The sequence below is a fragment of the Abyssibacter sp. genome, from assembly GCF_964229365.1.
Lineage (GTDB): Bacteria > Pseudomonadota > Gammaproteobacteria > Nevskiales > OUC007 > Abyssibacter.
In genome coordinates this window covers 1-13451 of record NZ_CAXRDQ010000042.1, presented here as the reverse complement: position 1 = coordinate 13451, position 13451 = coordinate 1, and the positions used below count along the sequence as shown (strand labels likewise).

The following is a 13451-nucleotide window of genomic DNA, read 5'->3' as shown; positions in this document are numbered from 1 at the left end:
TAGGGAACCAGACGCAGGAGCAATGGTTATGCAACACGCCTACATGTACAGGGATGGCGACAATCGGGTGATTGTCGTGGAACGCACGCCGCAGGCCTTCGAGCGCGTGGATCAGGCCCGAACGCTGACGCCGATGTTCGATGGTCAACCGGTGCCGCGCGTGATCGTCGATGCGTTCTTGCGACAGTTCGGGGGCTTGCACGTCACCGGATTTAGCACCGAGACGGTGGCGCCGGAAACCGTTCAGGCCTGAGCGGGCTGCGCCTTCGGCGCTTGCGGAAACACCGGCCAGGTATCGACAATCCGGCCCTGCTCATACACCGCGATGTCACCGAACTGCAGAAAAACGAACTCGCTTTGCTGCGGCCGCAGGAACACATGATCGCCCACCGCCAGCTCGACATTGGCCGAGCCGTTGAGCATGTCCTGATTCGTTGAATGCCCCCAGATGGCGTTGCGCTGCAAGCCGGGCGGCGAGACGGTGTCGGCAAGCCAGTAGCCGCCGTAGAGAAAGAAGGTCTGTGCGGTGTTCGGGTCCCAGGTTTGGAACAGGCCCGACAGACGCTCCAGGCTGGGCAATCGCGTGCCGTCGAGATGCTTGAGCACCGGCGTGGCGATGTAGGCAGCCGCTTGATGGTCCGATAGCGTGGCGGTGTCGAAGTCCGACGGCTTGACCAGCCCCGACCCCATCGCCAGTTCGTTGCAGGGCGCCGCGTTGTCGTAAAGCTGGTACGTGCTGCTGCCACCCGCGTTCAGTGTCAGTTCGGCGGGCCGGTAGGCGTCTCCGAGAACGGCCTTGGCGACTTCAACACAATCGGCGTAGTAGGCCATGGCGTCAGCCAGCGCACCGGCCGGGCCGCCCAGGGCATCCGGAATCTTCGAAGCATGCGCCTCGTAGCCCATGAAGCCGGCGAATCGCACGTTGGGGTCGGCCTGCAACGACCGAATCGCCTCGGCCACATCTCGGGTGTTGCGGAATCCGCCGCGGTGCAGGCCGACATCCAGCTCCAGGTTCAGCGCCATCGGCCCGGCGCCATCGCGCACCCGCGCCGCAGCGAGCTCGCGATAGTCGGCGATGCGCTGCGGCGTATCGACCAACCACTCGATCTGCGTAGCCGTATCGAATGCTCCGGGTTGGTACTGGGCGAAGAAGCTGTCGACCACGCCCACCGGCATCGGCTTGCCCAGCAGCAGATGGGCGTCCGGCATGGCCTGGGACAGCACATTGAGGTGCGGCTGGTGGAAGACCATCAGCCGATTCGTGCCGGTCGCAGCGCGCACGCGCCGGATCAGCTCCACGCTGGGTAACGACTTGGCCACGATGCGGTAGGCCAGGTCCGATGGCAGATGCTGCTTGAGCAGGGCGATATTGGCGTCCAGCCGCGCACGATCGATCACCAGCGTCGGTCGCATCAGGTCCGCATCGCGCAGGGCCTGCTGCAGGCCCGCGAAGTAGTCATCGTGACCGCCCTGACCTTGGTCCCGCGGCTTCTTGGCCGCAAGCAGGCCGATCGGCGCGGCGACACAGGCCGCCAGGAACGTGCGGCGCTTCCAGTGGATATCCAACTCAGGCATGGTCAAGCAATCCTTTCAGGTAGTCGTTGAGCATGCGGCCGTCCGGGTCCAGCCTCGCCTGCAGGGCGACGAAATCACCGAAACGCGGATAGCGTTCGGCCAGGGTCGCCGGGCCCAGCGTGTGCATCTTGCCCCAGTGCGGGCGCCCGCCCAGCGGCTGGTACAGCGGCTCCACGTCCCGGAACAGCGGCAGCGGGTCCTCCTCGAAGTAGCGGTGCACGGCAATCGAGCCGGATGTCGCGTGGCCCTGAAACGGGCTCAGCCAGGCGTCGTCACCCTTCACCAGGCGGATCTCCATCGGAAAGAACACGCCGGGATGCTTTTGCTCCAGCGTCTTGCGCACCTCCAGCAAGGTCGGCAACAAGGCCTCACGCGGCAGGTGGTATTCCATCTCGTTGAACCGGACGGCGCGGCTGGACGGGAAGATGCGGTACCAGACATCCACGGCCTCCTCCGGCTGGTAGTCCTGCATCGCCATGTTGAGCAGCCAGCGGCGAGCGGCGGGGAACCAGGACAGCAAATCCCTCAGCTTCTTGAGGTCCATGACCGCATCGTTGTCCTGCTCCGGGCCGCGGGGCTGGATGGCATCATCGGTCGGGTCGATGGTGATGCCGATGCCGTAGTCACAATGCGGCACGCAGTACATCTCGAAGCTGTGATGTTCGGCGGCCAGCGTGTCGAACCGTTCCACCAGCGCCGCGAAATCCTCCACCCAGACCCGGCGCTTCATGCGCACGGTCGGCACGTTTTGCAGCGTGACTCGGGTGATCACCCCCAATGCGCCGAGCGAGACCTGCGCGGCCTGGAAGACGTCCGGGTTCTCGCCGGCCGAGCAATCGATGATCTCGCCGGTCGGGGTCACCAGTCGAAACCCCGTGGCCGCAGTGTGCAATGCACCCAGGCCGGCTCCGGTGCCGTGGGTCGCGGTGGCCATCGAGCCGGCCAGGGTCTGAGCGTCGACATCGGGCATGTTGATCAGGGCCTGCCCGGCGTCATGCAACGGCGCTCCTAGGCTGCCCAGTTTGGTGCCGGCGCCAACCACGGCCGTCATCGCCGCGGTGTCGTGCTCCAGCAGGCCGCTGAAATGCCGCAGCGAGACAATGGTGTCGTCCGTGGGCACCAGCGGTGTGAACGAATGGCCGGAGCCGACCGGCCGCACCGTGCCGGCAGTGGAGGTCAGCAACTCCGCCAGGGCGGTTTCCGTCTCGGGCGCGATTCGCTGGCTTGGCAGGCTGGACTGGTAGCCCGACCAGTTCTGCCATGGCAGCAGGCGCTGGCCATCAGGGCCTGCTTTCGGCTCCGGTGGTCGGGGCATGTTGGCCGCACCGTAGTCGTCGCAGCCTGCCAGCGGCAGGGTGGCAACCGCCGCGCTGCCGGCGAGAAAGTCCCGCCGCCTCACGCGTCGTCCTCGACCGGCGGCGTGGCCATGAACTCGATCAGGGCGCGCAGCTCGGCCTCGGAACAATCGGAGCACAGGCCCATAGGCGGCATGCCCTGGAAACCGGTGATGGTGTGATCCACCAGCGTGCTCATGCCCTTGGCGAGACGGGACCGCCAGGCCATGGCGCTGCCGGTACGTGGCGCACCGCCGGCGGCCGTGGCGTGGCAGGCGCGGCAGCTCGATTGATACAGCTCGGCCAGATCGGGATCAGCCGGCGCCATCGACAAGGCCTTGGCTGGTGAGATGCCTCCTGACGAATCGCTGGACCCGCAGGCCGCGACCAGCAAGGCCAATCCCATACACAGAAACAATCGGTTCACGATTTGCATTCCCTTGCGCGTTCTATGGCGGTGTGGATGCCGTAATCATGCCAGCCGCATCCGCCAGGGCGGGCGTTCGCGACGGATTAGGATCAATTTACGACTACCCAGCGCCGGACGGTGCTCTATCTTCGATGTTGCGGAGGAAAGGCAGCAGGGATCGCAATACGGGGCTGATAACCACCGGGGCGGTCGGATCCAGACAGCACAGGGAGCGTGCATGAAGCACTTTTCGCCGCAGGGAATGGCGGCACTCGCCATGATCGTGAGTTTCAGTGTCGGTGCGCAATCAACCGAGCAGGAGCGCCCCGACGGACCCGAGCCCGTCGAGGCCGAGCTGGAATTGATTCCGGTGCGGCCGGTGGACAAGCCCGCCAGGACCCGCGCCGATGATCCGCCTCGTCAGCTCGAGGAAATGGTGGTCACGGCGCAAAAGACCGAGCAGACGCTGCAAGAGGTCCCGGTATCGGTCACGGCCATCGACGGCGGCTTCATCCAGGCCAGCGGCGCGGCGGATCTGGCAGATGTGTCGCTCTACGTACCGAATGTGCGCGTCGATGCCGACGATCTGGGTTCTCCGCAGGTCTTCATCCGCGGATTCGGCACCAACGCCTTCAATCCCAGCTTCGAAAGTTCTGTCGGTTTTGTTCAGGACGAAATCTACTTCGGTCGCCCCGGCTACTTCACCGAGGCGATGTTCGATGTCGATAGCGTCGAGGTCCTGCGCGGGCCGCAAGGCACATTGTTCGGCAAGAACACGGTGGCCGGCGTATTCAACGTGATCAGCAAGGGGCCGGTGTCTGGCGCGGGCGTCGATGGCCGCGTGTTCTACGGCGAGCATGGCGAACACCGCGTTGAGGCCGGTGCTGGAGGCATGCTCAACGAATGGGTAGGCGCCCGCCTGGCGGTGCTGGACCGGGCGCAGGACGGCGAGCTGTACAACCAGTTTCTCGATCGCCATGAGGAGCGCCTGGAACAACAGGCGGCGCGGTTGAAGTTCCGAGTACTGCCCAGCTACGACATCGACAGCGAAATCACCGCGGTGATCTCCGACACGGATGCGGCCTTCTGGCCGTTTCAGCTATTCAATCTGGATGCCGACACCCGCAACTACCTGGAGGATTTCGACCCGGACATCGAGGACGATCCGAAAAACTTCATCAACTCCGCGGAAACACCGGGCTGGATCGAGAAGGGTTCTCGAACCATAGGCTGGAAGACCGAGTGGGCCCACGGGCCGGTTGGCGTGCTGGATGACCTGAGTACGGTGCTGGTGCTCGGCGGGTCGCGGTTTTACATCGACCAGCTCAACGAGTTGGACATTTCGCCGGCCAACATCAGCCGCCTCGATAACCACGAAGACCACGATCAGCTATCGGCCGAGCTGCGCTTCAGCGGTGCCGGCCCGGCGCCGTTTGGCTGGGGGACAGGCGTGGAGTTCGTCGCCGGGGCGTTCTGGTTCGATTCGAGCTACGAGTTGCTGGCGCGCATCGTCGCCGGCGAGGATCTGAGCAGCTACGTGTTCACCGACGACGCGCTGCAGCTGATCACGGGCAGCGGCGATATCAGCAGCCCGCTGACGCTGCTGCAAGGCCTTGGACCGCTGCTTGTGCCATTGCTGCAAAACGATTTCTACCAGTTCGACTACACGCAGGACATCAGTTCGGCGGCGCTGTTCGGGCAGATGACCTGGTACCTGACGGACCGCTGGGCGATCACGCCCGGCATCCGTTACAACCGCGAGGAAAAGCGTGTCGACACGGCCGGCACGGCGTTCTGCGAGCGCACCGCTGCCAGCGTGATCCCCTGCGTGATGGGCTTGTTGCTGGGCGCAAACGATTACGACCGCAACAATCTTCGCCGCGAAGAATCCGACCTCTCGCCCAAGTTCGTGCTGCAGTACTTCAGCGACTACGACGTCAACTACTACGCGTCCTGGGCAAAAGGCTTCAAGAGTGGCGGCTTCAATTCGCTGTCCTACACCGGCGACGACCTGGAGTACGAGGCCGAGGAAACGCAGACGGTGGAAGCCGGCGTCAAGGGTCGCTTTTCGACCGCACCCTGTCGGTCAATCTGACGGTTTATCAAACGGAGTTCGACAACCTGCAGGTTCTGGCCTTCAACGGCACTTTTTTCGATGTCAGCAACGCTGCCACAGCGTACTCACGCGGCCTCGAAGCTGACTTCCTGTGGCTGACGCCCTGGACGCCGCTGGAATTGGCCGGCTCCTTCGGCTGGCTGGATGCCCGCTACGACGAATACACCGACGCCCCTGCTCCGATTCAGCAGGGCATCGACGCGGAGCAGGATCTCAGCGATCAGCGCATCGCCTTCGCCCCACGCGCCACCGCGACGCTGACGCCGACGCTAAGCGTTCCGATCGGGTCGATGGCGCTGATCACCGCCGTCGATGTGCTGTACCAGGGTGATCAGTTCGTGGACTCGGACCTGGACCCGAACACCTATGTGCCCGCCTATACCAAGTACGCTGCGCGCATCACGCTGGGGTCGCAGAGCGAGTCCTGGTCGATCACCGTCGGCGGCACCAACCTCACCGACGAGCGCGTGCTCAACCAGGTCACCGATACGCCGTTCTTTCCCGGCACTTACCAGGCGCAACTGGCCAGTGGCCGGCAGTATTTCGCGGCGTTGAACCTTCGCTTCTGAACGCGCACGCGCAGCACCGACTTCAGCGCGGCTCGCCGAATGGGCCGGTCATCTCGTAGGTGATACCGCTGCCCAGGCGGCCGCCGCGCTGTGAGCTGAAGTACAGGCGACTGCCGTCAGGGCTGAAGGCCGGCCCGGTGATTTCGGAATCATCCTGGCCGACGAGCTGCATGATCGGAACCACGGCACCGTCCAGCCCAATGGCGCTAATCCGCATGTCACCGCCATCCTCGGCGACGATGAGATCGCGCGAGGGCCCGAACACCACGCAGTTGTCGACGCCGCGCAGCGGCGCCTCGCCGCCGCCGTAGGCATCGTCGTCGTAAATCGGTTGCACCGTCTGATCGACACAGTGATATGCCCAGACCCGGTTGCCGGACTTGCAGGTGAAATAGACGATGTCGTCGATGTACCAGATGCCCTCGGAGCCCGCGAACACGGTCGCCTCGGCAAGCCGGTTCGATGCTTGCGGTCGATCCGGCGCCTGGGCATCGATCCACTGCACCGGCACGGGGTCGGATTCGAAAGGGATGTCGCGCGAGTCGGCAACACCCGGCACCACCATGACCTGCAACGCGCCGTCCTCCAGCGCCGGGCGCTCGGCATCGGCCGGCCAGTCGATGGCGCTGGGCACGAAGCGGTAGAACGTCGCGTCGCCGGCATCCTCGGTCAGAAAGAGCTGCCGACGCACCGGGTCCACCGCTACCGCCTCATGATCGAAAATCCCCAGTGCGGGTCTGGCACGGGCATCGAGAATGCCCCCGAACGGATTGCACTCGTGAACACGCCCCGTGGGAATCTCCTCGCAGGACAGCCAGGTGCCCCACGGCGTCGGCCCACCCGCGCAGTTGATGATAGTGCCGGCGAGAATCTGGTACGCGTCGATCACCTGACCAGCCGCATCAAATCGCAGGGCACCTACACCGCCGGGCACCGATTCGGAATTCGACACGTAGACCCAGCCACCGTCTTCTGCCGGGAAGGTCGCACCGCCGTCGGGAAATGTGTGCCAGTCGTAACCGAGCACCGGACCGAGAATCGGATCCAGCAGATCACCGACAACAGGAATGCCCGACTCGGCGAGGATGCGTGCGGAGAATCCCTCCGGCAGCCGCAGGCCAAGGGCGTCCGGCTCTCCCAACACGCCAAGCTTGGTCAGCGACGGCGCCAGCACGGTGCCTCCGGGGCCGGAACCACCGCCGCCGCTGCAACTCCACAGCAGCGGGCCGGTGACGGCAAGACCGGACGTGGCCAGGCTGTGGCGTAGAAAATCCCGCCGCGACAACCGCGCAGGAATCTTGCCACCCGTGCGATGGGGTAAAGCATTGATCATTCGGACACTCCCACAGTCAGTTGTTCCCAGAATCTCGTCGTGACGGCAGAGGTTCAGCGATGGCAAGGCGGCCAGGCAGCGATGGGTCGGCATTGACCGCCCAAGACCGGCCTGACGCAATCAGCCGCATGCCGAGATCGCACACTTTCAGCGATCTCCGCCGGCGGGAAAAGGAGCCCAGAACCCAAGACGAATTCTTATTGTTTTCAGATGCTTGATTAGCACCTGATCATTCAAGCCGCCCGCAGTCTGTGCAACAGAAATGACAGATTGATGACACCAAAAAGCCTAGCCAGCGTTTTAGCCACACCATTCAACAACTCGGCAATCGTAATTCGCGCATTACTCAATATTTCAATCAGTTAAAGAGGTTTTTATTCCCAAAATATTACCGTTTAACACTGACTGAATCCGCTGATCGGTCGTCAACGTACTTTGGTCACCTTGCGTGGGAATTTCCTGGTCATATCCATGGTTTGCTGTGGCCGCTCGGGGCAGCAGCAGGGAGCGCGAGGCCCGCCCCATACCACTCGACCAGACCCAGCCGGCCGGTGCCATTTGCGCCGCGGTCGCGCTTGGTCCGGATCGGACATCTCGGGAATAGCGTTCGGCAGGGAGGCTGACGCATGCGAAAGTTTCTGTATTCAGCACTGGCATTGGCGGCAGTGGCTACGCCCGCCCAGGCGATGGCCAACGCGTCCGCATGGTCGAGTTATGCGGCGGTACTCGGGCAGTACATCGCGCCCGATGACGACCGTGCCGCCACCGACGTGGACTACGGCGGCGGTGTGGGCTTTCTGATCGGCGCGATGTTTGAGCGCGACGGCGGACTCGGCTTCGAGATTAACGTCGACCTGGATACCTTCGAGACCGGCAGCGCCACGGCAACCGATTTCTACCGCTATGGCTTCGGACTCGACGCCACCTATTCCTTTGGAAATCGTGAGGCATTGACGCCGTTTGTCATGGTCGGCCTCGGCGGCGGATTCAACGACGTGCTGCCTGATGACGACGACGGCCTGACCGCAACGGGACGGATTGGCGTCGGGCTGGTCACGGCACCCCTGTTCCGCGATTTTCCAGTGAAGGTCCGTGCACAAGCCTTGTACGGCTACGACGACGTGGGCGAAGGCTACTGGGAGCCAGAGCTTGGGATCGGCGTCGAGATGCCGCTATGGACCGCCCCGCCGCCACCGCTCCCGCCGGCCAAGCCGCAGGTCCAGGTGGTCGAGGTCCCCACCGGCCTGCTGGATGACGACGACGACGGCGTGATCAACGACAAGGACCGCTGCCCGCGCACGCCACCGGGTACACGCGTTAACGGCGATGGCTGCGAGCTGCAGGAGATCCTTGAACTCAAGGGCGTCACCTTCGAACTCGATGCGACACGCCTGCGGCCGGATGCTCAAAGCCTGCTGGACTGGGCGGTGAAGCTACTCCGGCGCTATCCGGATATGCAAGTCGAGGTCGCCGGCCACACCGACAGTCTGGGCAGCAATGACTACAACCAGGCGCTCTCGGAGGCCCGTGCGCAAACCGTGGTCGACTACTTCGTGGAGACCGGGGTTCGCGCCTCGCAAATCCAGGCGCGGGGCTACGGTGAGACCCAACCCATCGCCCCCAATGACACCCCCACCGGCCGCGAACGCAATCGCCGTGTCGAACTCCGGGTTCTGAACTAGACGCACGCGTCAGCGCCCGACCATCACAGGATGAGGACCATGCACCACCGACTCCGCCCGCTCTTTGCCTTGGCGCTTTGCATTCCGATGCTCGCCGCGCTCACCGGCTGCGAGGCCGATGCCGACGTCACTACCGATATCCCCGACGGCGTGGCCCCTGTCGATCCCGATGACGGCAGCGATGATCCCGGCGGCGGCAACGACGACACCGCCTTTCCCAACGCCGGCGAGGCCGGCGGTGCGATCTTCGAAGACACCACGCAAATCGTCGGTGGCGACAGCGGCATGAACTTCGCCTGCTCGGATTCGGCGAGCGGACCCGAGGGAGTCACGGTGGAGGCCGCCGCGTTCGGGCTGGTCGGCGGTGCCGTGGTTGATCTGGTCGACTTGCTGGAAGGCGATTCGCTGTCCGACCTGTTGGCCGCGGTCGGCGATCTGCCCTATGTTGCCGACAACACCATGCGCACGGCATCGGTCTTCACGCTCACGCTGTCGCTGCTGGGCGATACCGTGTCCGCCCTGGGTGAACGCGTCCACATGCCGATCCCCATCGAGGCCAACGGCGAGAACTACGCCGTTTTCGCGATTTCGTTCCCGGAGAGCTTGCTAAGCCTCGCGCTGTTCAACAGCGTTGAGGTGACGACCTTTCTGGACGGCGTCCAGCAGGAGGAGCCGGTGTCGATCTCCGCTGTCAACCTGGATCTGCTCGGGTTTTCGCTAGGCACCGAAAAATATGCCTATGTTGGCCGGCGTGTGACCCAGCCCTACGATCAGGTGGAAATCCGCATGAACGCGCCGCTGCTGTCGCTGGATCTGGGCGACGCTCTGTTCATCCACGAAATGTGCGTCAAGGGCACGCTGATTCCGGTCGACGGATAAGCCCGGGGTCGCTGCGTTGTCTAGGCCGGCGCAGTTTCGATCACGCAGCGGGCCTGCGCAGCCTGCTTCCACCATTGCGTCAGCAGCGGGCAGTGTCCCGCCCAGTCGAGGTCGGGGAGCCGAAAGTCGAGATACGCCAAGGCCGCGGCTGCGGCAATGCCATCAAGCCGTTGCAAGCTGAGGGTTGCCTGCTCGGCATCGAGAGCCTGCAAGGCTCGGCGGACCTTGTCTTCCCAGCGCAGCATCCATGACGGAGACTGCTCATGAGCTGGCCTGCGGCGCTCGAAGACGATGTTGACGGCGGCGTCCATGAGGCCATCGGCCAGCGCCTGACGGCGCATCAGGTTCCAGTATTGATCCGACTGCCTGGGAATCAGCACAGGATCATCCGTGAGCGTGTCCAGGTATTCGCAGATCACCCGGCTGTCATAAAGCCCCATGCCGTCGTCCAGCACCAGTGCCGGTACTTTCGATAGCGGATTGATCCGAAGCAGTGCGTCCGGATCGTCCAATGGATTCGACGGCACCAGCTCAATCCGGTCAGACACCCCTTTTGCGAGCGCGAACATCCGGACCTTGCGCGCGAACGGCGACGTGAGGGTACAGAGCAGTTGCATGCGAGCGTCTCCGATCAGGGTAGGGGCAATGCCTGGCCGTCGCGCCAGTGTTCGAGGCGACGGCGCTGCGGCGTGGGGTCCTTGATCACGGTCAGGTCGCCGCCGCGCGGGAACACCCGGTCGTAAAGCCGCGACAACCAGAACCGCAGCGCGCTGGCCCGTAGCTCGGCGGTCCAGACCTCGCGCTCCTGAGCGCTGAACGGTCTCAGCGCGGCGTAGGCCTCCAGCAAGGCATGCCAGTGCGACTCGCGCGGCTGCCGCAGCTCGTCGACACACCAGTCGTTCACCGACACGGCAAGGTCATAGATGAAGCGATCGTTGCAGGCGTAGTACCAATCAATCAGCCCGGACAGCCGCTCGCCGGCGAACAATGCATTGTCGCGAAACAGGTCCGCATGGATGACCCCGCCCGGCAGTCCATCGCGCGGGACGCGACCCTGGAAAGCGAGTTCATCGTCCAGCAGCGATCGTTCCTCGGCGCCGAGATGATCACGCAGCGCATCGGCCGTGCGGTGCCACCAGGCCACGCTCCTGTCCGGCGGGCGCGTTTTGCCGAAGCCCTGCCCCACCGTGTGAAGCTGTGCCAGCGCACGGCCGACCGCAGCGCATTGCTTCGCGGATGGATCCGCAACACCGATCCCCTCAATGCGTTGAACCAGCGCGGCCGGCTTGTTCAGCAGCGGTTGGCTCAACTCGCCGGCCCGCAGCGTCGGCATCGGCGCGGGCGTCGGCACGCCCGCAGCATTGAGGTGCGCCATCAAACCTAGAAAGTACGGCAGCTGGTCATAGTCCAGGCGTTCGAACAGCGTCAGCACGTACTGCCCGGCCGTGGTGTCGACGAAGTAGTTGGTGTTTTCCACGCCTTCGGAGATGCCGTGAAAATTCACCAGTTCGCCGACATCGAAATGCGTGAGAAATGGCTCCAGGGCTCGGCGGGTAACCGGAGTGAAAACCGACATCAGCGATCCAACCGTTTGAGAAACACGTCCATCTCGCGCTCGGCCTGCTTGTCGCCCTGCGCCCGAGCCACTGCAATGCCCTGCCTGAGCGTCACGCGCGCATCGGATGCGTACCCGGCACGAAGCTGGGTACGCCCGAGCAACTTCCAGGCAGCGGAATACTGCGGGTCCAGCTCGACCGCTCGCCGCAGGTGCTCGCAGGCGGTATCAAGATCACCCGATTTTGCGAGCAGGTCGCCCAGCGAAAAGCGCAGCAAGGCGGTGTCCTGACCGGCCGCCAGCGCCGCTTCCAGCCGCTCGCGCAAGCTCACCGGCGCCAGAAGGCCGGGGTGAGGATGGCCAGCAATGTGAAGATCTCCAGCCGCCCGAAGAACATCGCCAGGATCAGAATCCATTTTTCCGGATCACCCACCGACGCCATGTTGGTCGCCACATCGCCCAGCCCCGGACCCAGGTTGTTCAAGCAGGCCGCGACAGCCGACCAGGCCGTGACCTCGTCCAGTCCCAGCCCCATCAGCGCCAGCATCATGGTCACGAATATCAGCACGTAGGCGGCGAAAAAACCCCAGACCGCCTGGATCACCCGGTCCGGCACCCGCTTGGAACCCACCTTGATCGGCAGTTCCGCGCTCGGATGCAGCAGTTGCATCACCTCTCGCCGCCCCTGCCGCACGATCAGCGAAAACCGGATCACCTTCATGCCGCCGGTGGTTCCACCCGCGCAACCGCCGACGAAGGAGCCCAGCAGCAACAGCATCGGCAGAAAACTCGGCCACAGCGTGTACTCGGCCGTGGTGAATCCGGTCGTTGTGCCGATGGACACGACCTGGAAGATCGCCGCCATGAATGACTCCGGCAGCCGCGCATAGGTACCTTCGAGATACAGATACCCGGTGCCAATGACGGTGACAATGCCCACCGCCATAAAGAACACGCGCGTTTCGGGGTCCTTCAAATAAGCGTTGACGGAGGCTGACCGCCAGGCCAGATAGTGCAGGCCGAAATTCAACGAGCCGAGAATCATGAACACCACGGCAATGCCTTCCAGCACTGCGCTGTTGTAGTAGCCCATGCTCTGGTCGTGGGTCGAGAACCCACCGGTTGCAACGGTCGAGACCGCGTGGCAGATCGCGTCGAACCAGGTCATGCCGCCCAGCCAGAAGGCCACGGCGCAGACCGCGTTGAGGCCGATGTAGATCAGCCAGAGCGTCTTGGCCGTCTCCGTAATGCGAGGCGTGAGCTTGGCGTCCTTCATCGGCCCCGGTGTTTCCGCCCGGTAAAGCTGCATACCCCCCACACCCAGCAACGGCAGAATCGCCACGGCCAGCACGATGATGCCCATGCCACCCAAGAAGTGGAGTTGCTGGCGATACCAGAGCACCGAATGCGGCAGGGAATCGATTCCGACCAGAATCGTGGCCCCGGTCGTGGTCAGCCCGGAAACCGCTTCGAAGGCCGCGTCGGTGATCGACAGGAACGGCCGTTCGAACAGGTAGAGCGGAATCGCGCCGAACAGACTCAGCACCACCCAGAACAACACGACGACGAGCATGCCATCGCGGATCTTCAGTTCCCGATGCTGATGGCGGGCCGGATACCAGACCACCGAACCGGTGATCAGCGTGATGAAGAACGCGGTCACGAAGGCCGCCACGCCGCCATCCTGAAAATAGAGGCCGACCACCGCCGGCGGCAGCATGCTGATCGAGAACAACATCAGCAGTTGGCCGACGATGCGCTGGACTGGGGAGAAGTCGTCCATCTAGGGAAACACTGATCTATCCACGCCGCCAAGTTGCCGCCTGAAAACAGGCCCGGCAAGGCGCGAGATGTGAAGTTTGGTCATGCCAAACAAGCGACGAGCAACGCCGCGTGGCCCGTTTTCAGGCGCAATCCGGATGGAACGGGCCGGTTTTCCGCAATATTACGCGTATAATCAGTTATTTAACCCGCAAGCTATCTGCTGCGGCCTCTTTGA

The 13451-nt window shown here is 63.8% G+C and carries 11 protein-coding genes and 1 pseudogene; 4 read left to right on the top strand and 8 right to left on the bottom strand.

The window, feature by feature from the left end; genetic code table 11:
• Window positions 1-28 precede the first annotated feature (28 nt).
• Complete coding sequence (locus tag ACE1EY_RS07390) at window positions 29-253, top strand: hypothetical protein (protein ID WP_370299833.1); 225 nt, start codon at window positions 29-31, stop codon at window positions 251-253.
• On the opposite strand, the gene ACE1EY_RS07385 is transcribed toward ACE1EY_RS07390, so the two are convergent.
• From ACE1EY_RS07385 to ACE1EY_RS07375, 3 genes are read right to left on the bottom strand one after another with little or no spacing between them, the layout of a single operon-like run.
• A complete protein-coding gene (locus ACE1EY_RS07385; RefSeq protein WP_370299832.1) occupies window positions 244-1575 on the bottom strand; it encodes an alanine racemase in 1332 nt (443 codons plus the stop codon). The two genes, ACE1EY_RS07390 and ACE1EY_RS07385, sit on opposite strands and share 10 nt — an antisense overlap.
• Complete coding sequence (locus ACE1EY_RS07380) at window positions 1568-2974, bottom strand: D-arabinono-1,4-lactone oxidase (protein WP_370299831.1); 1407 nt, start codon at window positions 2972-2974, stop codon at window positions 1568-1570. Before ACE1EY_RS07380 ends, ACE1EY_RS07385 begins: the two co-directional genes overlap by 8 nt.
• Window positions 2971-3336, bottom strand: coding sequence for a cytochrome c5 family protein (locus ACE1EY_RS07375; protein WP_370299830.1), 366 nt, complete (start codon window positions 3334-3336; stop codon window positions 2971-2973). Before ACE1EY_RS07375 ends, ACE1EY_RS07380 begins: the two co-directional genes overlap by 4 nt.
• Here ACE1EY_RS07375 and ACE1EY_RS07370 point away from each other — a divergent pair.
• Window positions 3260-6003, top strand: a pseudogene (locus tag ACE1EY_RS07370) (TonB-dependent receptor). The gene ACE1EY_RS07375 and the pseudogene ACE1EY_RS07370 sit on opposite strands and share 77 nt — an antisense overlap.
• Window positions 6004-6025: 22 nt before the next feature.
• Here ACE1EY_RS07370 and ACE1EY_RS07365 read toward each other — a convergent pair.
• Window positions 6026-7336 (bottom strand): alkaline phosphatase PhoX, encoded by a 1311-nt coding sequence (locus ACE1EY_RS07365; RefSeq protein ID WP_370299829.1) that lies wholly within the window; start codon window positions 7334-7336, stop codon window positions 6026-6028.
• Window positions 7337-7962: 626 nt separating this feature from the next.
• Between ACE1EY_RS07365 and ACE1EY_RS07360 the strand changes: the two genes are divergently transcribed.
• A complete protein-coding gene (locus ACE1EY_RS07360) occupies window positions 7963-9018 on the top strand; it encodes an OmpA family protein (RefSeq protein ID WP_370299828.1) in 1056 nt (351 codons plus the stop codon).
• Window positions 9019-9057: 39 nt separating this feature from the next.
• The gene (locus ACE1EY_RS07355) at window positions 9058-9897 is read left to right on the top strand and encodes a hypothetical protein (RefSeq protein ID WP_370299827.1); all 840 of its coding nucleotides are present in this window, start codon (window positions 9058-9060) and stop codon (window positions 9895-9897) included.
• A gap of 20 nt (window positions 9898-9917) precedes the next feature.
• On the opposite strand, the gene ACE1EY_RS07350 is transcribed toward ACE1EY_RS07355, so the two are convergent.
• From ACE1EY_RS07350 to ACE1EY_RS07335, 4 genes are read right to left on the bottom strand one after another with little or no spacing between them, the layout of a single operon-like run.
• Window positions 9918-10514, bottom strand: a complete 597-nt coding sequence (locus ACE1EY_RS07350; RefSeq protein ID WP_370299826.1) for a glutathione S-transferase N-terminal domain-containing protein — start codon at window positions 10512-10514, stop codon at window positions 9918-9920.
• A gap of 14 nt (window positions 10515-10528) precedes the next feature.
• Window positions 10529-11473, bottom strand: a complete 945-nt coding sequence (locus ACE1EY_RS07345) for a homoserine kinase (protein ID WP_291514565.1) — start codon at window positions 11471-11473, stop codon at window positions 10529-10531.
• Window positions 11473-11778: a tetratricopeptide repeat protein gene (locus tag ACE1EY_RS07340; RefSeq protein WP_370299825.1), complete on the bottom strand. Its 306-nt coding sequence runs from the start codon at window positions 11776-11778 to the stop codon at window positions 11473-11475. The genes ACE1EY_RS07345 and ACE1EY_RS07340 overlap by 1 nt, the downstream gene beginning before the upstream one ends.
• A 2-nt stretch (window positions 11779-11780) precedes the next feature.
• Complete coding sequence (locus ACE1EY_RS07335; RefSeq protein ID WP_370299824.1) at window positions 11781-13235, bottom strand: TrkH family potassium uptake protein; 1455 nt, start codon at window positions 13233-13235, stop codon at window positions 11781-11783.
• Between the last annotated feature and the right edge of the window lie 216 nt (window positions 13236-13451).